General features: G+C 46.7%; 14 protein-coding genes and 2 pseudogenes. 5 read left to right on the top strand and 11 right to left on the bottom strand.

Features of this window, described 5'->3' with window-relative positions; all coding sequences use genetic code 11:
* The first annotated feature begins 29 nt into the window (after positions 1–29).
* The gene (locus C4S60_RS05915) at positions 30–2,441 is read left to right on the top strand and encodes a glycoside hydrolase family 94 protein (protein ID WP_103879412.1); all 2,412 of its coding nucleotides are present in this window, start codon (positions 30–32) and stop codon (positions 2,439–2,441) included.
* Positions 2,442–2,480: 39 nt separating this feature from the next.
* Here the strand turns inward: C4S60_RS05915 and C4S60_RS05910 are convergent, their stop codons facing one another.
* Positions 2,481–3,428: an aldose 1-epimerase gene (locus C4S60_RS05910; protein WP_103879411.1), complete on the bottom strand. Its 948-nt coding sequence runs from the start codon at positions 3,426–3,428 to the stop codon at positions 2,481–2,483.
* Positions 3,429–3,492: 64 nt separating this feature from the next.
* Here C4S60_RS05910 and C4S60_RS05905 point away from each other — a divergent pair, with 64 nt between their 5' ends.
* Positions 3,493–6,564 carry a GH116 family glycosyl hydrolase gene (locus C4S60_RS05905; RefSeq protein WP_103879410.1) on the top strand — a complete coding sequence of 1,024 codons (3,072 nt, stop codon included), beginning with the start codon at positions 3,493–3,495 and terminating at the stop codon, positions 6,562–6,564.
* A 36-nt stretch (positions 6,565–6,600) separates the two neighbouring features.
* Here the strand turns inward: C4S60_RS05905 and C4S60_RS05900 are convergent, their stop codons facing one another.
* The 6 genes and pseudogenes from C4S60_RS05900 to C4S60_RS05870 form a co-directional block, all read right to left on the bottom strand.
* Positions 6,601–7,623: a substrate-binding domain-containing protein gene (locus tag C4S60_RS05900; RefSeq protein ID WP_103879409.1), complete on the bottom strand. Its 1,023-nt coding sequence runs from the start codon at positions 7,621–7,623 to the stop codon at positions 6,601–6,603.
* Positions 7,624–7,765: 142 nt separating this feature from the next.
* A complete protein-coding gene (locus C4S60_RS23510; RefSeq protein ID WP_160111336.1) occupies positions 7,766–9,379 on the bottom strand; it encodes a cellulase family glycosylhydrolase in 1,614 nt (537 codons plus the stop codon).
* 298 nt (positions 9,380–9,677) lie between these two features.
* The gene (locus tag C4S60_RS05885) at positions 9,678–10,697 is read right to left on the bottom strand and encodes a LacI family DNA-binding transcriptional regulator (RefSeq protein WP_103879408.1); all 1,020 of its coding nucleotides are present in this window, start codon (positions 10,695–10,697) and stop codon (positions 9,678–9,680) included.
* A 280-nt stretch (positions 10,698–10,977) separates the two neighbouring features.
* A complete protein-coding gene (locus C4S60_RS05880) occupies positions 10,978–12,999 on the bottom strand; it encodes a methyl-accepting chemotaxis protein (protein ID WP_103879407.1) in 2,022 nt (673 codons plus the stop codon).
* Positions 13,000–13,124: 125 nt separating this feature from the next.
* Entirely contained in the window at positions 13,125–14,426 is a 1,302-nt protein-coding gene (locus C4S60_RS05875) for a carbohydrate porin (RefSeq protein WP_103879406.1), read from the bottom strand.
* Positions 14,427–14,929: 503 nt separating this feature from the next.
* Positions 14,930–15,202, bottom strand: a pseudogene (locus tag C4S60_RS05870) (phosphonoacetaldehyde hydrolase); the annotation flags it as partial.
* A 1-nt stretch (position 15,203) separates the two neighbouring features.
* Between C4S60_RS05870 and C4S60_RS23935 the strand changes: the two are divergent.
* Positions 15,204–15,541: pseudogene (locus C4S60_RS23935) on the top strand (putative 2-aminoethylphosphonate ABC transporter permease subunit); the annotation flags it as partial.
* Between the two features lie 57 nt (positions 15,542–15,598).
* Positions 15,599–16,306 (top strand): phosphonate utilization transcriptional regulator PhnR, encoded by a 708-nt coding sequence (gene phnR / locus C4S60_RS05860; protein ID WP_103879405.1) that lies wholly within the window; start codon positions 15,599–15,601, stop codon positions 16,304–16,306.
* A gap of 176 nt (positions 16,307–16,482) precedes the next feature.
* Here phnR and C4S60_RS05855 read toward each other — a convergent pair whose 3' ends face one another.
* From C4S60_RS05855 to C4S60_RS05840, 4 genes are read right to left on the bottom strand one after another with little or no spacing between them, the layout of a single operon-like run.
* A complete protein-coding gene (locus C4S60_RS05855; RefSeq protein ID WP_103879404.1) occupies positions 16,483–17,748 on the bottom strand; it encodes a YeeE/YedE thiosulfate transporter family protein in 1,266 nt (421 codons plus the stop codon).
* A 9-nt stretch (positions 17,749–17,757) separates the two neighbouring features.
* Positions 17,758–18,276, bottom strand: a complete 519-nt coding sequence (locus C4S60_RS05850) for a YeeE/YedE thiosulfate transporter family protein (protein WP_103879403.1) — start codon at positions 18,274–18,276, stop codon at positions 17,758–17,760.
* On the bottom strand, positions 18,273–20,537 hold the full coding sequence (locus C4S60_RS05845; RefSeq protein ID WP_103879402.1) for a cytochrome b/b6 domain-containing protein: 2,265 nt from the start codon (positions 20,535–20,537) through the stop codon (positions 18,273–18,275). Before C4S60_RS05845 ends, C4S60_RS05850 begins: the two co-directional genes overlap by 4 nt.
* On the bottom strand, positions 20,527–22,002 hold the full coding sequence (locus tag C4S60_RS05840; RefSeq protein WP_103879401.1) for a tetrathionate reductase family octaheme c-type cytochrome: 1,476 nt from the start codon (positions 22,000–22,002) through the stop codon (positions 20,527–20,529). Before C4S60_RS05840 ends, C4S60_RS05845 begins: the two co-directional genes overlap by 11 nt.
* 197 nt (positions 22,003–22,199) lie before the next feature.
* Here C4S60_RS05840 and C4S60_RS05835 point away from each other — a divergent pair, with 197 nt between their 5' ends.
* The gene (locus tag C4S60_RS05835; protein ID WP_146060850.1) at positions 22,200–22,715 is read left to right on the top strand and encodes a GNAT family N-acetyltransferase; all 516 of its coding nucleotides are present in this window, start codon (positions 22,200–22,202) and stop codon (positions 22,713–22,715) included.
* The last annotated feature ends 83 nt before the right edge of the window (positions 22,716–22,798 follow it).

The following is a 22,798-nucleotide window of genomic DNA, read 5'->3' as shown; positions in this document are numbered from 1 at the left end:
CCACCGGGAGGGGGGTAGGGAAATTGATAATGAACTATGGATATTTTGACGACGTAAAAAAGGAATACGTCGCTACTACACCTTGCACGCCAATCAAATGGTGCAACTACGTGGGTACACTTAACTTTGGCGGCTTGGTTGATAGTAATGGTGGAGTGCTGTTGTGTAAGGGGGACCCGGCACTGAATCGTATCACCAAATACATCGCCCAGCTGCCAAACTCTGATTTTAAAGGCTCTACGACTTACATTAAAGTACAAGACTCGGAAGGTAATACGGAAATATTCTCACCGTTTTATACACCGACGCTAAAGCCTCTGGATAAGTTTGAGAACCACACGGGTTTGTCTTACACCACCATCATTTCTGAAGCGTTCGGCGTGCGTTGTGAGTCAACTTTCTTCGTCCCTAAGGATGATGCGGTACTATTGCAGGATATCAAAGTCACCAATATCTCAGATAAAGTACTGTATATTGATGTAATACCTGTGTTTGAGTTCACCCACTTTGATGCGTTAAAACAGTTGCTAAATGCTGATTGGGTACCGCAGACCATGACGTTAAAAGCACACAAACAGAGCTCTGGACACACAGTCCTTGAGCAATATGCGTTTATGAAGCGAGATATTGCGGTTAATTTAATGACAGCTGATCGTCCAGCCACTTCATTTGACGGTGATCGCCAAAAGTTTCTTGGGGAAATGGGCTATGGCAGTTGGGCTGCCCCCAAAGCGCTGCTTGATCTGGAATTGACTAATAGTGAGTGTTTGCGTGGTGACAATATTGGCGCTTTAAATCTCAGATTGGGCTCGATGGCTCCCGGGCAACAGGAGCGTACCGTCGTTCAGCTCACACAGATGGAGAGTTTGGCTCAGGCGCAAGAGCTGCTTGAAAAGTACCGAGATCATCAGCAGGTTGATCAAGCATTTGCCAATCTGGCTTCCCACTGGGAAGAGTACCTGTCAGCACTTCATGTTGAAACCCCGGATCCTGCCATGAACTCAATGCTCAATGTGCATAACCCAAGGCAGTGTCACACGACGAAAAACTGGTCACGTTATTTGTCGCTGTATCAGCTAGGCTTCGGTGCAAGGGGGATTGGTTTCAGAGACTCTTCTCAGGATACGCTGGGTGTGATTTCGCACATGCCAGAAGAAGCACGTGAGTTCATTGAGCGACTGCTATCAGTACAAAACATCGATGGTTCTGCGATGCATCAGTTTTTCCCTTCAACGATGGAAGCGAACGCGGGGGATTCCAGAGAAGAGGAAGATCGTCCGGATTATTATGGTGATGACCATCTATGGATCATTTACGCAGTCACTCAGTATGTGAAAGAAACCGGAAATTCCGACTTCCTTAACAAAGTAATTCCATATTATCAAAAAGATAAGCAAGGCAACCCGATAGAGTCGGGAACAGTGTGGGACCACTTGTGCCGTGCGATTGATTTTACTTATACCAATACTGGCCAGCATGGCTTGCCACTGCTTGGGTTTGCTGACTGGAACGATACCGTAAACCTGCCTACCGGGGCGGAGTCCATGATGGTGGCTAATATGTACGGTAAAGCGCTTCTGGATATGTTGGATCTGTGTAAGCTGCGAGATGAAACAGAACTCATCGATACGTTTGTCATGCAGTATCAAAAGATGCAGAAGACGGTTAACGAACATGGTTGGGATGGCCAGTGGTATGTGCGGTATTTTGATGAAAAGGGCACGCCGGTCGGGTCACACATTAATGAACAGGGACAAATCTATACCAACGCTCAGAGCTGGCCGGTTATTTCTGGTTTTGCGACTCAGGAACGCGCAAACAGTGCACTCGATTCAGTCTACAGTAAGCTCAATACCAGCAACGGCATCAAGTTATCGACACCGGGCTATGACGGATTTGATCCGAACCTTGGCGGTGTTTCAACTTACCCGCCAGGCGCGAAAGAAAACGGTGGGATATTTTTGCACTCCAATCCATGGGTGATGATTGCGGAAGCGCAAATGGGTAACGGTGACAGGGCCTATGAGTATTATCGCCAAATCAATCCCGCTTCGAAAAATGACCAAATAGACGTATTTGAATCCGAACCCTATTGCTATCCGCAAAATATACTGGGTGATGAACATGAGCAATTTGGCCTGGGTCGAAATGCCTGGCTTTCAGGTACCTCTTCCTGGACCTATGTCGCTGGAACACAGTGGATTTTGGGTGTTCGTCCAGATATCGACGGCTTGATTGTAGATCCTTGCATCCCAAGAAGTTGGCAAGGCTTCAGGGTTCGTCGCCAGTTCAGAGGCGCTACTTACCATATACGGGTAGACAATCCAAAGGGCGTGAGCAAAGGCGTTGTCAGTATGAAAGTTAACGATATTGAAGTAGAGGGGAACAAGGTTCCGGCCTTTACTTCGGGAGAACATACCGTAGAGGTTGTTCTGGGTTAACGAAAGAAAAGGGTAGGACGCATTCAGCGCCCTGCCAATTTAACGTGGGATATAGTGTGCCTGGCATTGCCAACGAAATAGTCGAGTTTGACCTGGAAGCAAGTCAATCAAGCCAATCTGGTTATTAAAAGCATTCGCTGGGCAAGTCATAGGTTCAATCGCAAGTGTGGCTTCGGATGGTGGTGTGTAGAGCTGAACAAAGGGGTAGCTGGAATCTTGCTGAAAATGGAGTGTTGCAGTTTGATCCAGGCGTTGCAGACAGAGGTTGGCGGTAGCGTGGCGATCAAACTCAAAGCAGTGATTGAAACTGACATCGGTGAGTGAAGCTCCGTGTCGGAATTGCTTGAATTCTCGTCTTTCACCCGTAGGTAAACCAGATTCAACTTGCAATTCCTTACACACTGGCATCGTCATCTGGACCTGGTTAAGCGTACAATCTAGCGAAAAGTAAGGATGCCATGCATCTCCAAAAGGAAAAGCCTGGTTGCCTGTGTTGGTTACCTTGGTCGAGCATACCAATACGCCTTCGGTATCGACACGATAGGAAACGTCTAGTGTAAAACTAAAAGGAAACCCCTTAGCAAGTGATGAGGTTTCAAAGCGCAGGGTGAGCTCTGCGAAGTCTGTTTCACAATGAGAATGGACAACAGAAAACGCCTGATTGTACAACAAACCGTGTACCGCATCGTCTGTCCATGGGAAGTTGGCGGGCAAAGTATAGCTCTTTTGGTCGTAACGAAAACGACCATGTTCGAGTCGGTTTGGAAAAGGAAATAATTTGGCGCTACGAGAGAAAAAAGGATGAGTTTCGATTAATTCGCTATAGCTTTTATAGCCGCGAATAAATGAGAATGGACTTTGGTTGACTGAGTACTTATTTATTATTGCTCCAAAGTCGTGAATGATTTCCAGCTCAATACCTTTTTTATGGTGTTGTATTTTTGTTGCTGACAATTTTCCAAACTTGAAATGACTTAGTGTAAACATTATTAACCTCCGTTTTTATTTTATGCTAACAGAATAAAAGGTATATTCAATAAGGATATTCAAAATGAATACTATTAAGAATACAACGTATAGTGATCGGGTTAGTCAATTATGTGCGAAAGGTAACGCCGTGGAATTTATCCAACCTTGGTACGTACCAATTTCGACAACGCCAGAAAATACGGGGATGGCTGTGGGTGGTATTGGTAACGCGTTTACTCTGACCCCACTTGGGTCGACGCCGAACTTCAGTTTTATACCAGGTATATTTGTTGATGCTGGTCACGAAGAGATAAACTTTAATAACTTTTTTGTATCTTGCATGGATAACCACTCTTTGCAGAATCTGTATATAGAGAATGAAGCAGATGTAGTGAGGCATCTAAGTTACTTTCCTGCCAGTTTTTGTGGAGAGAAAATAACGGATTCAAGTAGTGGTTGTGTAATTGATAAAATAAAAAACTCTTTGTCTAATTTACGGTTTTATTCAGAGAATAAAGCTAATTTTGAACGATGGGAAACGGAATTTTCTGAAAAGGCATTAAGATATATTGAAGAAGATCCAAATTCATTAATGACTCAGATCCTTGTTGCGATTGACTTCTTTGATGGGCTGCTGACCAACAAATCGGCACAACTGTGTTCGCTCACCGCTGACAGTGATTCTGGTGTCAGCGCCATTAATCGTGAGCAAATACACTATCAAGCAATGTATCCCATTGCTCAGTATGATTATGCTGCATTTGATGATATTGATATAACACGAAATGTTGTGTCGCCTATTGTTCAACACGACAAGCGCTTATGCTCACTTCCACTGCACTGGAACCATTTTTCCGTTCGTAATAACGCGGCCACAACCAAGTTAGTGACGTTGGTTCAACCTCTGGTCAACCTTATTGGGTCAACCTATCGCAAGGGCCGCGATGGTGTTCAGGATTCGTTCTGTACATTGACTCAAAATCCGATCAATCAAATCCATAAAACTTTCTCGCTCTATCAGGAATCGAAAGTATTCAAAGGTGTTGCACTAGAGAGTCAGTCACCGTATGCGGCAGATATTGAAGGGCAAGTGTGCTTTGGCGTTCAGGCAGATTCGGAATTAATGAGCAGCAGTAAGATATCGGTGTCTGTGAAACCTTCCCTTTATTCAAGCCAATACCAAGATGTGGTCAAGAGCAGTTTGCAAACAGGACGTACTAACGGACATTTTGATTGCGGAATATATAGCGGACGTGAAAGCTTGCAAGCCATGGTGTGCGTGCAAATTGAGCTGGCACCGAATGAATCGCTTGACCTACGCTTCGTTCAGGTGATGGACCACAGCAAGATTGCACTCAATGGTTGGGAATCCCAGAAGGCGTATACGCAGTTTTATCCGCAGCAAGATAGAGTAAAAGCGATGCTGGTGGATGTTTTACCAGAACTGGAGCAGATTGAATCCAGAATCGACAAGCAACATGCAGACTATTTGGCTTCAGCGCTTAAGGCATTTGATAGTGAAGATTGTGCGCGTCGTTACACCACCATGGCCATGAATACATTATCGTTTCTGGCAGAATCGACGGTATGGGACAACAAGGACAAATTCTTGGTGAAAGAATGTGTCGACTACCCATTTTTCAACTCGCTGGATGTCTATTTTTATGGTTCATTCTCGCTGCTGTACCTGTTACCTGAGCTAGACGGATGTGTGATGCGGGATTTTGCTGATGCGATTTTGGCATCGGATAGTACACAAAGGCGCTACTGGGAGTATGCAGACAAGCCCACCGCAGACTTGAGTGATGACAAATACTCTGGTGTGCGTGCAATAAAGGGCGCGGTGATTCATGACCTGGGTAGCCCTTTTGACATTCAGCCTGATGCCTACAATTGGCACAACGTCAAAGAGTGGAAAGATCTGGCACCCAAGTACATTTTGATGGTGTACCGTCACTTTGTCCACACTCAAGATCTTGCAGTGGTTAAACAATGCTGGCCGGCCATTGTGGAGAGTATTAATTACCTGTCAGCGCTTGTAGAGAAGGGCGATGCTATTCCACTGACAAGGGGAACAGACGACACATTTGACAACTTGTCTTCACATGGGATCTCGATTTACTGTGCCAGTCTGTGGGCTGCGGGACTGAAGGTCGCGAGTAAGTTAGCACAGCTTGTCGGGGAGACCGAACGAGCAGAGCAGTATCAGCTTAAGTCTGTTGATGCCTTGCAAACGCTGGAACGTGCATTATGGGATGAACGAAATGGCTATTACCACTTCTTTGCCACCCCGGTACAGGTCTCACACTTGAGCGGGCAAACCAGTTCATCATTAGAAGCGCTTGAGTTGAGTTTATCTGGCGACAAAGTGGCCGATAAGAATGTACTTAATGCTTACTTGGATGCAGTCGATGAAAGCTCAGAACTGAGTATGCTTGAACAGAGAATGTCGAAGAAGCAGAGATTATTGAAGCTCGCGCCAGAAGTGTTCACACCTGCATATAACGATATCCTGCTTGACTCTGACAATAGCTTTGGCGATGCGTTATTGGCAGATAGCTATTTGAAGCTGATCGGTGACGAAGGTCTTTTCAGTGATGAGAAGGTGTCACGGACACTGGACTTCATCTACCGAGTCAATTTTAAGGAGAATAGTCCCAAATTGGGTGTGGCGAATATGACACTGGCAGATGGTGCCCCTCATGATGCATTTCAGGCTCAGGATGTCTGGATAGGGGTACAGTACAGCGTCGCAACGGCGTTAAAGCTGTCCGGCAAGAAACAGCAGGCAGAAGAGCTGATCGATTCCGTTTATAACGCGCTCTACCATTACGCCAAGATCCCGTTTGCCGCCCCTGAAGGATTTAACTGTTCGGTGACGGTGTCAGTCGATTCGATAGCACAACAGTTTCAGCTGACAGAGCAGCAAGCGAGTTTGTGGTTTGACAGTCTGAAGTCGGTGCAGAGTTTGTTGTCTGATGGTAGAGTCAATCCCAACCTGACACTAGATGGCGTAGAATTCTGCCAGAGCTTAAGTGGATACGTGGAGACAGATTCAGGTGAAAGCCTTCACCGCTGGCTGTTGAATACCGGGTTGAAATATACCGCAGGTCGCTACTTCCGTCCGGGCATGATATTCGCCTATCTCTATTGACAACAGCGGGGTTGGGCTGTTTGCCTGACCCTTGTTCTATTGCCTGCAGGGCGAGCAAGAATGTCGTATTACCACCCTTACTGAATCTTCATCACAACGCGTTTCGCTCTCTTCGACAATGACGCCAAGGATATGGGCCAGATGTATCGCCGCGGAGCGGCCAAATTGAATCGAGGGCTGGCGTATGGTGGTCAGGGCAGGGGTAAAGGCGGAGGAGACTTCATGATCGTCAAAGCCAATAACAGAGACATGCTGTGGGACTCTGACCCCGGCGTTCTCCAGCGCTTGTATAGCCCCGAAAGCCATCTGGTCGTTTGCCGCGAAGATCGCCGTAAACGGCAGTTTTTGCGCCAGTAATTTCTCGACGGCTTTTCTGCCGCTCTCCACGTTAAAGTGTCCACTGATGACCCGTTCAGGGTCATAGGTAAGCCCAGCCTTTTCTAACGCCTGTTGGTAGCCAAGTCGTCGGTATTTGGAATCAGGATGGAAGTGAATCCCGGACAGATAGACAATATTGGTGTGTCCCAGCCGAAGTAGGTGGTTGGTTGCCATATAGCCACCGACTAGGCTACTGTTCTTGATGCAGTGAATGTTGGGATGGTCAATGTCGGTACAGCCAATAGTGACCACAGGTCGCTCCAAGGCAGCATCTTTGAGTTGAGCTGGTGTCAGGCTCCCACCGATCACAACCAGCGCATCAATACCCTGGGCCTTAAGTTGAGCGATGCGCAACTGCTCTTGCTCGTTGTTCCAGTTTCCAATCATAACAATGGGCGTAAACTGGTGTTGTGCCAGTCCGCTTTCCAAGCCTGATAAAATTGCACTGGAGTGAGGACAGAGTGCGTAGGGTATCAACACCCCAATGAGGTAACTCGACTTTGCTTTGGCCCTGTTTGCGGAGAGCCTGGGCTGGTAGCCAAGGTTGTTGATGGCTTTTTGTATCCGTTGCTGTTTCTCGCGACTGACAAAACCACGCTGATGAAGGTACCGAGTTAGCGTTGATAGGGATACAGATGCTTCGTTGGCAATATCGTGCAATGTAGGTTTGGGATTATTCATTCGGCTATACGAGAAAATATCATTTTAAATCATAAATCTAGTACGAAAATACACCTCGGGAGTGCCAGTGATCACAAAAATAAGCAAGAGCCAGCAATGATGTTGCTGGCTCATTCAGGCTAGAGTTGTGATAAGTAAGCAATTACTGACAGCTGCCTACCAGTGACCATGATTCGTCGCTACCCGGCAGTGAACTGGTGTACCAGTTTGCGCGATACTTGTTACCCTGATACTGCATTTCTTCACCTTCAAGCAGGTGAGTATTCGGCCCGCCTTCATAATCAGCGTGTAACCAGTTGGGATATTCGGTGACGCCTGCACAACGGTTTGTTGGTGGGTCAATCTCGCCGCCATCTGCTGGTTCCATTTCAAACCAGTTCAGATTCCAACCGCCTTTCTTCACGAATAGAGCGACGGTTTGCTGACCCGCATTAGGTAGCGAAATAGTGTGAGTTATGTCTTGCCAGTTTTGCCAACCACCTGTTCCGTTGACACTAATTTCACCAAAGACAACCTCGCCACCACCCTGTTCAATTTGGATAATTCCTCCATCAGCATGGTCAGAAGCAACGCGATAAGTGACGTCATACTGACCAGCTTGTGGAGCGTTGATATCAAAAGTTATCCAGTCGCCATCGTCGGTCCAGCCAAGATTTTGGCCGCCTCCCGCGTCCGTTGTATCTTCAAACTTCAGACCTTTCGCATAGCAGAAGTTTTCTGCATCTATTTTTCCTGGAAGCTGTACCACATTACACGGCCCGGTCAGGTCACTTTCATCGCCACCGCCACCTTCACTGGTGGGCCAAGTAGAGATGATCTCTTTAACTTTTAATCCTGATGCGGTGTAACTACCCCATGTGCCACCTGGAGTGAACATGGAAGCGCCTTCGGCTTTGTCATTGATTGACCAGTTTGCATGGCTGATATTATGGCTTTTGAATAGTTCCATCCAAGCATCTGTCTCACTGTGATTTACGGCACCATCGCCATCAGCGTTGACCGTTCCCCACTCGGTAGCAAAAAGTGCAATGCCATTATTGAGTGCGGTCTTTACTTTATCTCGAAGAAACTGCCCGTGAGTTCCTGCATAAAAGTGAATGGTGTAGGCGATATTGGCACGATTGATGGGATCGAATGAGGCAATATCTACGTCTTGTGACCAGTTTGGGGTGCCCACAACGATAATGCCAGTGGGGTCAATAGCACGGATCTTATCGATGATGAATTCCGCATAGGGTTTGATGTCATTGCTCCAGCTGACCTGAAGTGGTTCGTTGTAGATCTCATAAATGATGTTGTCATGATGACCGTACTTGGTGGCAACATGAGTAAAAAAGGCTTCTGCTCGGGCCCAGTCATTGTGAGCATAGTGACTATGAAAGTCGACAATCACATACATATCTTCAGCAATCGCCGCTTCAATGACGGTTTCCAGACGAGCCATATTTCCGGCCCAGTCATCTTCTAGTCCACCTGTCGCAGCGTGACCAATGGCCGCTCGAATCAGGGTTGCCCCAAGTTCACTCTTTGCTGCCCTTACATCGGCAGCGGTGTAGAAGCGCTCAGCTCCCCAGTTGGTGTTACTCCAAAACAGACTGGGGCCTGCAAAGCTCTTGGCTACGCCACCAGCCAATACCTGATTACCAGATACGGATAGTGGTTCAACAGCATAGGCAGCGTGTGTGCACGCAGCCAGTAGGGTGACAGAGAGGGTTTTACGGCTAACCAGTTTGGCATACTTACTCATTACGTTCATGCTTCTAATATCCTTATTATTGAAGGGTGAAGTTTCAGGATAAAATTAGCATTGAAGATTTTTGTCGCCAATTGAATGTCAGGGGATAATAATGGAATTTTTATTTCTATGTGACCTTGTTTCAATGTATTTGGTTGCCGATGAATACCACTGTGAACATAAGTGACGATTAAATATGATCATGATCACTTATTGATTTCCCGACAATAAATGGCAGGTATGTTTAATATAAAGTAGAAACACCATACTGATTAAATTAATAATTGGTATGATGTTTTATAATAGATGTATTAGTAAGTTAATTCTTGCCGAAAATAGAACTGGTGGATTGCCTTACGATAAGATCTATCGGAGGCATTCGAGCTTCAAATTGGCCTTTAACGACTAAACTTAGGATCGAATTGGCGCAAACAGTGCCAATTTCTTCAATGGGTTGCCTTAGTGTGGTGAGTGCCGGGGTGAAATATTTTGATGTCGACAGATCGTCAAAACCCACAACTGAGACATCTTGTGGCACCTTTAAGCCATTGTCATGCAGTGCTTTAATGGCGCCGTAAGCGGTTAAGTCATTCGCGGCAAAAATGGCAGAAAAATAGATATTGGAATCGATAAGTTCTTTGGTAGCGTTATAGCCCAATTCCATACCAAAATCCCCCTGTTTGACCAGTTTTGGGTTGACTGGGATATTGGCTTCTTCCAGCGCCTTTTTATAGCCCTTGAAGCGGGCGCCCGCATCAGGTTGCGATGATAACCCTTTGATATGAGCAATATTTTTATGTCCCTGCTGAAGTAGATGTAGCGTTGCAATATAGCCACCCATAACATTGTCCAGGTTGAGAGAGCAGATGTTTTCTCCCTGAACATCATAACCAACGGTGATCACGGGTATGGATTTGGCGGTGGATAAAATACACTCTTTTTTCAGGTTACCTGTAATGATGATGATCCCGTCGACATTACTCTTTATAAGGTATTCTAAAGCATGCGTTTCGAGCTTATTCTGCCAGTGTCCGGAAGCCATCACTAGCGAATATCCTTTGCTGATCAGTGTTTTCTCCATGTCATTGAGTATGGTTGCGGTATAAGGGCTGTCTGGGTGTTGAACCAGAACGCCTATAGTCATAGAGCGTCGACTGAGGTCTTGCTGCATGTGAAATGCTGGTTTGTAACCGGTTTTTTTGACCGCATCTTCAATACGTTGACTTTTACTATCGGACACATACGTCGTTCGATTCAGAAAACGTGAGACTGTACTGGGCGAAACGCCCGCTAATCGCGCAACGTCGTAGACTGTGGCTGATTTCTTCTTTTTTTTCATTAATTATCTCTTCAGCAAGCTCAATTCGACGTAGTATATAATATAGATTGTATTATTAGTAATCAATTTTATAGTCGTGAAGTAAAATATTACAATTGTGTGTTGAGTGTCGTGTTATTGATGGCTGGGTTAGTTTTTAATACACTATAAATATAAAGATTGATGCCATTTTTTTGGGTGCTTTAAACGAATTTCTCTGCAGGTCAAAATTAATTGACTTTGCAGAGATGATCAATGGAAACGAGAAACCATTAACGTAAAAGGTTTACTTTTAGGGGGGTTAAAGTACCATATTCTCTCTTTTCAATGGCAGTTTAAAATGCGCTGTTAGCTCAAGCTGTTGTTGTGCCATACGTTCCAGTTCTAATCCTTGTTGAGACAGTTTTCCGAAGCGTTGTGAACTGTGTTCCGACAATTCAAAAATCTCACTTACACGTTGGGTAACGTCTGATGCTACGGCTTGATGTTCTGTGGTGGCGGAAGCAATTTGGGTGCTTCTATCTTCGATATCGTTTAACTGTTGATAGATGCGCTGTAGGTTGCAATCCACACTGGCTGCTTGTGTCATGCACTGCTTCATATCATCGGCACACATAATAACCTGTGAGACAGCAAATTCGGTACGAGTCTGAAGTTGCTCGATTTTCTCCTTGATTTCCAGAGTAGATTTGGTGGTCTTAGCGGCCAGGACACGAACCTCATCTGCAACCACTGAGAATCCGCGCCCTTGCTCGCCAGCGCGCGCGGCTTCAATGGCAGCGTTGAGTGCCAGAAGGTTGGTTTGTTCTGAAATACCGGAAATGACTTCTAAAATAGATTCAATACTCGCGACCTCTTGTTCCAAGGCGCGGATGGTGTCGGTTGAAACGCCCAATCGGGAAGATAGCGTACCAAGAAGATCGGAATTGGCCTTCATCATCGTTTGTCCCTCAGAGGACATCTCTACCGCGTCTGTAACAATAGTTAATGTCTGGTTAGCGGATTCAGAAATCTCGTGAACAGAGCACTCAATCTGCTTCATCGCGGTCGCTACTTGCGTGGTTTGTGCGGTTTGCTCCCTGATATCGTGTTCCAGTTTTTCACTGGTTTGCTGATTTTCAATGGAGGCCTCGTTGAGGCGATCTGCCGACGTACTCAGTTGGGTGATTGTTTCCGACAAATGCTCTAAGACCAGATTCACCTTTTTGGCGACATAGCCAAACTCGTTGTCTTTGTTGTAATTGACCTTTGATGTCAGGTCTTTTTCTGCCAATCTTTGTAGTGCTTTTTGCACCTGCTGACTTGGTTTTTTTACCGAAGAGGCAATGCTCATTCCAATGACGATGGCGATAAGAGTGGAGACTGCAGAAATAATGGCCAGCACCGACATGGTCTGTTTTGCGCTATCTGAGGCTTCACGATCCATTTGGGTAGCCATTTGAGCCGCATACTCAGACAATATACCAATCTGATCGAGTTGCGCGTTAATGAGTGAGTTCAGTTGTTGCTGTTGTGTCAGCAATTGATCAAAAAGTTCGTAGGTCTGGATATGCATTGCAACAGAACCTTGGTCAGAAAACACGTGCTGGGCAAACAAGTCCATGGCTTGCTTGCTGCTCCGATAGAGTTTCGGTGAGTGCACTTTGAGCTGTTCACTGGCGAGTTCAAAGCGCTCTTGTCGAGATGAAAAGCTCCTTTTTGAAGACCGCAACTCGATGATGTCTTGCATTGAGAACGCTTTGCTGGCGTCGGAACTCAGGACATTAACTTGAGACAACATTCCCTGAATGGCATGACGCTCAGGCTCTTGTTGCGCCAGTGATAGCCCACTGACCAGATTTGACGTAAGCTGGTTGGCCAAAGGCTGAAATGTAGATTGTTGGAACTCGTTTCTATCTTTTGCATCAAGATATGCCGAATACAGTGTCGTGACGCTACCAATGTGGTCTAACACTGTTGTCTCATTGTCAACGAGTTGCATTATCGCCGTTTCCAGCACCGATTTTGATTTTACATGCTGTACGACCCAGTTGGATTGAGTCTGATAGGCGTCAATACGATTTGTAACCTTCTCGGCCAGAGGATCAAGCTCGTCTAGATACATTGCTGATAGATAGTCGGTGAGACTACGGTTGATGTTGAGAAAAGCAATGGTAAGTTCAGATGAGCGAGTCAGTAGGGGAGTAGAATCATTGGTGATCGCTTCGACTCGTTCGGTCATTTGGGTTGTAGCCTGAATTGAGAACCAAGCTGAGCCCAGCATAATTGTGATCAGAATAAAGAAACCTAAATAAATTCTGGTGACAATAAAAGACAGTTTCATATAGCAAGCTCCTTATTGTTTTTGTGTGGCTTGGTCTATTTTGTCGGGATAGAGAGATAGAGGCGCAGAGAAAAAAGGGCCTGAAATGATCAGGCCCAAAAAAGCGGTGGTTACCCCCTAAGTATTTACCACCACGCCTCGAACATTGCACCAGCCGTCAGTGTGTCTACTTTTTCTTGCTCGCTGGCTGTTACATCACCCGCTGTTACGTAAAAGCGCAGCATTGGACGGCTCCAGGGCAGGCCGCCCATGGATACGTTTTGAGATAGCGTGACCTTCCAGCCTTTTTTCTCGAAGCCACTCACATGGTCTTCCATTGCATAACCGGCTTCAAGCCACGTAGAGTGCACTTCATCCCAGTTATACATAGGGCGAACAATGGCAGAGTATTCGCTTCTTTCGGTATTCTCTGCTTCCCATGGCATTTTCACGTTCTCACCCGATAGCTTCTTATAGGAAGCAAGGTAATCAATAAACAGGTTGGAGCTTGGATTAACACCGCCTTCTAAGCTTGCATAGATGACTTTCTTGTCACCGGCCAGATCAAATACCGAATCATCCGCGCCGTCCGCATATTTAAAAACAAACTTGTTGGAAGCACCCAATCCAAGGACAGCACCTACCTGCCACGCTTTTTCATCTTGCAGATCTTCGCCTGCTTGTTTCGAAGCGAAACCATAGTTAGCGTAGAGGTCAAGGTTCCCAATACCGAGATCGATACCGTGCAACTTAGAGGTCAGAGCGTACTTGCCGTTGTCATTGCCCAATGCTCCGGTCGCCGAATCTACCTGACCCACAAAGCCCATATCGAGTTTAATTCCACCAAGGGTCAGGTTATTAAAACCGCCCCCTTGTCCATCGTGAGTCATCCAGAAATAGTCGTTGAGCCCCTGTTGAGGACGTTGATGGAAATCACGACCTGCCCAAAGGTAAAGCTCTGGCTGGCTTTCAAAGATGTTGGTCGCACCGGCGTACATTTTCTTGAGGTTCACGCCACCTTCTGAACCCCAGGCTTTGTTACCCCATTGGTCGAACATAACAACGACGTCCCAAAGCATACCGCTGTCTGTTTTCGCTGCTCGTGCTAGCTGAACTTCGCCACCATTATATTCGTTGCCAAGTCGACCTACTGAACGTCCGGAACTGCCCACTTCAACATAAGCTGCATCACTGTCCGCATAGTGAGCGCCGTATCGAGCATAACCCGAGAAAACCAACCCTGCTGGCGGCTCGAAGTCAGGTGTTAATACCGCCGGTTGTTGGTCATAAATATAATCGGTTTCCTGTACTTTAGTTTCTAGCTCTTGAATACGTTTAGTCAATTCTTCAAGCTGAGTGTTATTATTTTCAGTTTCTGCAAGCGAAGAAAATGAAATGAGAGATGTGGCCACTGCTACAGCTAATGGGAGTTTTTTTACTTTTATCATCATATTTCCTTATAAAATTTCTGATGTCTCGCTGGTCAGGTAAATATTAAATAATGAAATGGATGAAAATTTAGATTCGTCTCACATCTGATTGCTGGTAATCATTTCATGAAACAAGATTGATTGGGGTTTTGTTGTATTTTTTGTTTTAATACAGTGGGTTGGATTTGTTATTGTGGTTTTAATTAAATCATGAATGCGGTTTCGTTTCATGAAACTTAATGCCGCTAATCACACAAAAATCATGTTTGCCTGGATAGGTGAGTTTGTTTTATTTGAAATATTTCATAATGTTGAAAGTGATGAAAATAAAGATGTGACAATGGTCTAAATAGGCGGGGTGATTTTTGGTTTTTATTTGATGTTCGTTGCTTTTAATGTTTGGTTTTTATTGTTTTGTGACGTCATTATTTAATAATAATCCGTAGCATGGCTACGGATTGAGAGCACAAATGGGACTGCTATTAACACAGCGCTATCTGATTTTCCTGGAGCGTGTCCATTTAAGGACGTTCACCTGCCAGAAGTCGCCTTTCAATGTCACTGATGACCTCGGGCAGTTCTGAAATAGTGTCGATGAGATAGTGTGGGGAGGCTTTGCTCAGTTTAAGATGTGCTTTTTCACGCGCGGTTACCAGTGTTGCTGCATCTGCGGCCTGAAACTCAGCAAATGTCAATCCAGCTTCGTTCCCTGACAGAAGTAAGCCCACCGTCCACATGCCTGCATTATGGCCTTCTTCAATACCAGGTGCAGCATCATCGATCTTTACGCAAGCTCCTACGTTGATTGAAGCAACCGTTGCGTCCGTTAAGTTGCCGCAATATAAGCTGTTTTTTTAAAAGTTTCGTTACCATGCTGTTTACCTGTGCTACTTGATATTGCGATATATTTATTTATCAACGCTTTAACAACGACTTCCGCGGTAGTATTCTTGTATTCAACTAATACAATTGCAGCTTCTGTTGCGGTCCTTAACATGGATGATGCAGGACAAACAGGCAGTTCAGCCGCGATGGCAGTCATGATTATGTTGACTGCGGCCATCGCAAAAGTGCTTCATATGCTGGTTGGCAGGGTATTTGAGGGTAAGACTCAATCCTGGCGTAATCGCTGAGTTAAGCCAAAGATTGATTCTAAATCGTAGACATTTACGATGATTTAAGGATGCCGAGTGCAATACGTAAAAATAAAAGATGCAATCGTAGAGCAGATTGACTCGGGCATGTTAATGCCGGGTCAGAAACTGCCAGCGGAACGAAAACTGGCGGAGTCGTTTGACACGACACGAGTGACTCTGCGAGAGGCGCTTTCATTACTTGAGGCAGAAGGCCGTATTTATCGTGAGGATCGTCGGGGGTGGTTTATCTCTCCGGAGTCGCTTCGCTATGACCCCACGCAGACATTGAATTTTACCAATATGGCGATTGCCCAGAACAGGCAACCGCATACCGAGCTTTTGTCGGCAAAGGGAATGTTAGCGACGAAACAGGCCGCAGAGTTACTGAGTTTACCGCCTTTTTCTGATATCTATCGTGTAGACAGAGTCCGATATTTGGATAAGCGTCCAGTGGTGTATGTCACTAACTTCATTCGTACCGAGATGTTTCCAAATCTACTCGATGTGGATTTAAACGGCGCTTCATTTACCGATATCTATCGCGAGAAATTCGGCGTTGTTTACAGCAAAGTGAAATATCGTGTCAGTACGACGTCACTACTCGGCGATATTGCTCAGGCGCTGCGAGCAACATCAGGAACCCCTGCGATGGTGATTGAACGAATTAATTATGACCAGAATGATCAACTGATTGATTGCACCATCGAATATTGGCGTCATGATGCTATCAGTATTGAATCTGTAGCTCAGTTCGAACAATAAGTATTCCTGATGACCTACCTTTGTGGGATTCGAAGCATCATGCTCTACTCATGTTTTTTAAGCGGTTATCGATGCCCGAGGTTTTGGGAACAGCGAATATGTTAGGTTTGGTGGCAGCACTATCAGTTTGAGAAGAAGGAAGGGCCTCCTTCTCCTCTGCTGCTTTTAATAGTGCGTTAGGCGCAACCACCGCTGGCCGGGGCTCGCTTGAGTTCCAGTTTGATTTTAGGCGTTCCTTCAAACGGGAAATTAACGGGGCTTGGTTTCGCTGCAGGGTGTTGCGAGCCCACTGCGCTATCGAACTGATAAAGCAGTGGCTGTAATGGGGAGGCTGGCTGCTCATAATGAACGTCATGCTGCGCGGTGAAGGTATTTAGCCATCTCTTCACTCCACCTTCCAGTACATACACGTTTTGTACACTTTCTGCCTTAAGTTGCTTCCAGGTTTCAGTGGCACGTTGTTCATCATTGTCGACCAATAAAATCACCGTATTGGCTGGCGCCAATCTCAACGCTTTCGCTTCCTCAGTAATCTGCCCGGATTTAAGATGTTTGGCATCAGCCAGATGGAACTGATTGAATTGAACTTCGCTGCGAACGTCATAAATGACCAGTTGTAATGAATGATCAAAATGGGTTGATAAAATTTCCTTAGGACTGACGTAAATGGCCCTGTTGTCTATTTGTGCCTGTAGCTCTGGAGCCAATTTTTGCCAACGATCCTCAGTGGTTGGCTGTCCTATCACATACACCGACAACGCCAGCGCTATCATTGCGGAGGCACCCGGTAAAGCAAGAGAACGGTTGGCACTTTTTACTGAGGGTTGTTGAGTCGAAGACGGAGGTGTGCCAAGTTGTTTGTTTACCCAGGTCTCAAGGTGTTCTGCGCCCCAAAACAGCATGACCGCCATCACTACAATGGTCAGTACTACGCTGCCGGTCGACACATTGAATAATTCTGGCAGGGTAAAGCGTCCCATGTAGGAACTATTGAAGAATACATCGAAATACTGAACGGTTTCGCCAAACAAAAAGATCCCAGTAAGCACGCCAAAGACAAAGAACACACCATCCAGTTTGCCCGTGGTCATCGCAACCAGTGAGGTGCCGGGGCAAAAACCACCGATGATGAACCCAACGCCCATGATCAACCCACCAATGATACCCGGCCATAAGTAGGTCGGTGGTACCCATACCAGGTTATAATCCAGCAGGCCTACAGCAGAGGTCAAAAATATCAGCGACATGGCAACAATAATGGCGGTGAACATCACCTTAAATACCGTCAGATCGCGACCATAAAACTGTGCAGCCAGTTTGGTTGAATTACCAAACCCGGCACTTTCAAGGACAAAACCAAAGCCCAAACCTATCATCAGATAGATACTGTAGGCGCCCCAACTGCCAAACAGTTGGGTGAGAGGGAGAGGAAAGTCAGCCATAATAACCTCCTAATTCCAGCATTTGCGAAGCAGGTAAGCGAAAGCGTAAGCGCCGGCGAAGACTGCAAACATGAAAGCCCAGCTACCTACAGACAGTACCGCGCCACCGGAGAGCGCTTGGCCGGACGTACAGCCCCGTGCTAAACGAGCACCATAGCCCATAAAAATGCCGCCGATAAACGCCAACACCCACCGGGTTGAGACGCTGATTTGCGGTCCTTTGTTGGTCTCGAAGCGCATACGTCCGTTAAGCCAACCGGATATCGCGCCACCCAGCATAGTGCCGACAGTAAGAAATACAATCCAGCTGTCCAAAGGATTCTTGTCACCCCCGGCCAGTTTCAGTAGATAGGGAACCTGATCGATGTGCTCGGGGACAAATCCGTTCTGAACATAAACCAGAATACGATTGAGTCCACCGGACGCTCCTAGACCGTTACCTGAAATGAAGAAAGCGAGAAACAGCACAACGCCAAGTAATGCCCCGGCTATATAGGGGTTCCAGTAGGGTTGAGGTTGTCGGTTCATGAGCGACCTCCTTGATGTGGTTGCGCTGTACCAGCCGCTTGATGGGTTGTTGAGGGCGCAGTGTCCAGTTCAGTTGCCCCGGATTCTGTTTGTTCCCAGCCGCTGACCATGGCTTTAATACCATCAGTGGGGTTTTCACCAACGGTTGTGGTCAGGTAAACATGCATGACGATGAAGCTGGCAAATAGCCAGGCGAGTCCAACATGCAGTGGTAACAGTAGCTCTGATCCGCCCAGCCATTGGGTTAGCTCTGGCCAATAGTTACCAGCCCAGATGGCAAAACCGCTGATGAGCTGCGCGGGTAACAGAAGATTGAGAATGGCAAAGTAGGTGATCTGCTGTAATGGATTGAGTTTTCGGGCTTTTGTCTTGTGGAATGGGTGTGGAGCGCCTTTAAAAATGCCCTTCGCGTAGTAAAGTCCTTGTGCCATCATTTCATGGATCAGGCCGTAAGGTTTTGGTAGATACTGGCGAATCTCACCGCTGACCAGATGATAAAAGAGTGAGAATAGCGCGTTAACAAGCAGCACAAATCCAAGGATCTGATGAATCTGAACCATATAGCTGAAACTCATCCAGGCAAACATAGCGGGAAGATGAATGATCAGGCCCGAGCCGAGCAGCGCGAAAATAGTCACTGCTTGCAACCAGTGCCATAAGCGCTCATACCGGTCATACATGTAGACCTCATTGGCCGTGGTATCCGATGATTTATTTGGTGACAACTTATAGCGTAACAGGGAGTGCAGGGTGACAATGGCAATCACTAACAAAAACAGCACAGCGCCTAACTGATCAATCCACGGTATCCGATCCCGGCCAAGGATGTAGGAGCCTCGGTTACTGTTGGCGGCAAGCAATGAGGCCTCGCTGTGGCAGGATGTGCAGTCTTTAGTTGCCCATTCCCCAGAAACAACACCATGTGAAAGCGGGAAGACTTCGGTTTGCACTCCCGATGTCAGCTCAGTAAAGCCCTGAGCCTGAAGCTGTTCTTTGATGGCGGTTAACGCTGCCTCATCAGGCGGGAATGACACAGGTAGGCTGGCGTCTTTCAATGCTTGTATTGCCTCGAGAACCGCAGTACTCGGTACAGGTTGCTGCTGCCCACCATATTGCCAATATTGCATCGTTATCGAGTTTGCAGGCCGCCACATATCGTTACTGTCTGCATGTTGCACGAGCTGAGGCTGAAAGGCAGTAATCAGGCCATCATCTGCAACATTTCGGAAAGTAGGCATCCCCATCCCTTTATCATCAAGAATGCGCCAGTCAATGCTCTCAAGTGTGGGTCCAAAAAGCTCGGGGATATGGCACGACTCACAGGCCAAAGTACGTACATGTTTGTTATATGCCGGCAACCATTGGTGAGTTTTTTCGCCATCGTGACAACTCTGACAAGAGGAAGTGTTGTCGAACTGGGTGTTTGCCAGTTTATGGGAAGGGCGGGTTAAGTACTCACCGACACTGGGTCTGCGTGGGTCAAAAGTTAAATGCTCCAGACGTTGCTCGTTATGCTGCTGGGTATATACCGGGTTGTTTTGGGAATAGTGACAGGCAACACAATCGACGAGCCGTTCACTGTGTATATCAAAACTGCGGGTATGAGAGGCTCTGTCTTTAATGTTGAGCGCGCTGAGGGCAATTTTTTGTGGGGAAAGTATCTGTCCGGTTGTCAGTGTTAACTGGGCATAGTGTAACTCACTGCCTAACCGTAATGGTTGGTGAATCTGAGTGTCGACAATACCATGGCACTGGGCGCAGTTGGCATTTTTCGGTTTGCTGATCTGCAGTTGTTCGCCGCTGATTTCACCTTTCGGATTGAGTAGCGTCAGGTTTAAATCGCTTCGCTGCTGCTGACTGGTATGACAGCTCAGACAGGCGCCATCATCACCGAAAGAAAGGGCAGTTTGCAGTGGAGCAGCGGTGTCAGTTGCCCCCCTGTTTTCTGATGCAAATCGAAAATAGTCGGTTACCGTGAAACCGGCCTGTTGTTGCCATAACGATTGATGGTCACTATGGTTCTGGATGTACTCCACGTCATGACAGCCACCACAACTTTGGATGGATGAGATCATGCGCTCAGGATCCTCGATGGGGTCACCTTTGGCGTCTCGTAACACCACATTTGGGTGCATGCTTGGGCTTGTAGACAGGGTTATCTCAGAGGACACCGAGCTCAGTCCATCTGCCTGAAGCGGTGAACTCGCGCCGATGAACAGGATGGCAAACAGACAGACAATTGATAATGATTTAGTGTTCATAAGTTGCCTCCTGAATCATCACTTCGGACTGACGTGGGGCAGTTCCCCATTTTAGTGGGTCGCCGTTATATCCCAGTGCCTGCCAGTCAAGGCGAGACGTCTCTCCGTGGCAGTCCTGACACTGCAACGCATCGTTCTTTGGCGCGACCATGTGAGTTTGTGGCCAGAACATGGACGTGGTAGCAAAATCATAGGAGCCGCTGTATTCAATACCAGCGAACGCAGCACCGAGTGCGAGTGCTTTATCCCAGTCGAAGTGGCTCCAATAGCCGTCTTTACCCACCGTTTTCGGTTGCAGTAAGTGACCGAGCTTACGGTCGTAGGGTTGCTTGGCTATATGAACTTTGAATGGCCAGATTTTCGCCTTCGGATCCTTAATAGACCCTTTAGGCTGGTTTATCGCGGTGACCGAATCCGGATTTATCGGATCGCCCAACAAGTAGCGATCAGCCAATCCATTGAACCAAAGGTAACTGGGCTGCAAATTGTCTTCATATACAAAGCTACCTTTGATTTTTAAGTAGTGGTGCGGCTCTTCTTTAATCGAGTCGTCGCCGGATGTGGACCAGTCCCAACTGATTTTTGTGGGCTGTTTTCGGGCCACTTCGGGAATATGGCAAGTTTGGCAAGCGACGGAGTCGAGATGTCGTGTGATACGCTCGTCTGCGTGAACTTGTTGTTGGTGACAATCCTGACAATAGACTTGATTGTGATTATCTAAACTGACAGTAATGGAGCGACCTGCGATATTGTGGTCTTCGGTTTGATGACAATCGACACAAGCAAAATCGTATCGACCCATGTGAACGTCCAGAGACGCTTCCGGAAATTTCAGGCTCTGATCCAGATCGCCATGTTTCACAGCGTCGCCTCCGCCACCATTAAAGTGACAGCTGCCGCAGTTACTGCGAGTCGGGCGTCCAACGCTTTGCGCCACGGCTAAGAGGTCGACACCTTGAACGGGCAGACCTTGTTTGCCTTTTTTGTAGGTACCTGTCTGATCGTGGCACACGACACAATCCACATTGGCTTGATTAGCGAAATCGAACGCCTCATTTTTCCATCCATAACCGGTGTGGCACGCGGTACAGGATTCCCAGTTTCCCTGTACGCCGATGCAGAAGTTATTGATGACGTTTTTCTTACCAATCGCCACTGGCTGCTCACGCCCCTCGACATCGACGGGCTGCGATTGCCAGGTCCAGTGCTTAGTATGAATCACTTGTTCGCCGGATTGCTCGTGACACTGAAGGCAGGCAGCGGTCACTTCAGGCCCGCTGTTAAAAGCGGATTGTGGGAACAGGTCGCTATGATCGACGGCTTGAGCCCGTTGTGGCACTTCTGACCACGGGGAGTGTTGGCGGGTTTGCTGATGATCACGTTCAATCAGCAACCCGATTGGAACAGCGATAAGGGCGAAAATAACAGCAGAGCCAATCAGCCATGACTTAGTAACTTTACGCATAACACTCTCCCTGAGTTGTTATTAAGCAGATGCTGTTTAAGTAAGTGCTAATATAATAGTTCACACGGTTGGCTTTTGTTTTGATATTGGTCAGGTTTTGTTCAACTCATTTAAGGTAAATAAGTGAGTGACTTGTCAGCGTGAGTGATTTGGCCTTAACATATATTTATGCTTTAGCGACAAACGTCATTATCTCAATGCACACGAAAACCGTAGCCACTAGCGCAAGGCTCAAACTGGACAAGATCACTGAGCAGGATGCAGACTTTTTTCTGGAATTACTGAATAGCAAAGGCTGGCTAACCAATATCGGTGATCGAAATGTACATAGTCAGGATCAGGCCGTTGCGTATTTGCGAGAAGGTTTTTTGAAATGCTACCAGGACAACGGTTTTGGCTATTATGTGATTCGGCTTAAGCCTTGTTCAACGCCCGTTGGCATTTGTGGTTTTTTGAAAAAACCGGAACTCTGTTACCCCGACCTGGGCTACGCACTGTTGCCTCAGTTTGAAGGTCAGGGGTATGGTTTTGAGGCGTGCTCCACAGCCCTTTCTTGGGCTCAGCAGCAATTCGACATCCCAGTGATTGATGCCGTGACTCTGCGCGAAAACTCCGCAAGTATTCGTCTGCTCGGGAAATTGGGTTTTGACCGTATTGGTATTCAGGTTTCGTCCGATGGAGGAGAACTGGCGTTGTTTCGATTGGTGAATTAAGAGCTCGTTAACCCATTTAGCCGATGACAATAAAAAAAAGAGGGCTTAGTGCCCTCTTCAGTTAGTTAAAGTTCGTTGAAGTG

The organism is Vibrio hangzhouensis (assembly GCF_900107935.1).
Taxonomy (GTDB): Bacteria; Pseudomonadota; Gammaproteobacteria; order Enterobacterales; family Vibrionaceae; genus Vibrio; species Vibrio hangzhouensis.
This window is presented reverse-complemented; position numbering and strand designations above follow the sequence as displayed.

Excerpts from the sequence above, each read along its gene's own strand:
- C4S60_RS05850 (WP_103879403.1), bottom strand. The coding sequence starts at position 18,276 with ATGAACCGACAACCTCAACCCTACTGGAACCCCTATATAGCCGGGGCA.
- C4S60_RS05910 (WP_103879411.1), bottom strand. The coding sequence starts at position 3,428 with ATGTTTACACTAAGTCATTTCAAGTTTGGAAAATTGTCAGCAACAAAA.
- C4S60_RS05835 (WP_146060850.1), top strand. The coding sequence starts at position 22,200 with ATGCACACGAAAACCGTAGCCACTAGCGCAAGGCTCAAACTGGACAAG.
- C4S60_RS05885 (WP_103879408.1), bottom strand. The coding sequence starts at position 10,697 with ATGAAAAAAAAGAAGAAATCAGCCACAGTCTACGACGTTGCGCGATTA.
- C4S60_RS05900 (WP_103879409.1), bottom strand. The coding sequence starts at position 7,623 with ATGAATAATCCCAAACCTACATTGCACGATATTGCCAACGAAGCATCT.
- C4S60_RS05875 (WP_103879406.1), bottom strand. The coding sequence starts at position 14,426 with ATGATAAAAGTAAAAAAACTCCCATTAGCTGTAGCAGTGGCCACATCT.
- C4S60_RS05915 (WP_103879412.1), top strand. The coding sequence starts at position 30 with ATGAACTATGGATATTTTGACGACGTAAAAAAGGAATACGTCGCTACT.
- C4S60_RS05880 (WP_103879407.1), bottom strand. The coding sequence starts at position 12,999 with ATGAAACTGTCTTTTATTGTCACCAGAATTTATTTAGGTTTCTTTATT.
- C4S60_RS05845 (WP_103879402.1), bottom strand. The coding sequence starts at position 20,537 with ATGAACACTAAATCATTATCAATTGTCTGTCTGTTTGCCATCCTGTTC.
- C4S60_RS05855 (WP_103879404.1), bottom strand. The coding sequence starts at position 17,748 with ATGGCTGACTTTCCTCTCCCTCTCACCCAACTGTTTGGCAGTTGGGGC.
- C4S60_RS05905 (WP_103879410.1), top strand. The coding sequence starts at position 3,493 with ATGAATACTATTAAGAATACAACGTATAGTGATCGGGTTAGTCAATTA.
- C4S60_RS05840 (WP_103879401.1), bottom strand. The coding sequence starts at position 22,002 with ATGCGTAAAGTTACTAAGTCATGGCTGATTGGCTCTGCTGTTATTTTC.
- C4S60_RS23510 (WP_160111336.1), bottom strand. The coding sequence starts at position 9,379 with ATGAACGTAATGAGTAAGTATGCCAAACTGGTTAGCCGTAAAACCCTC.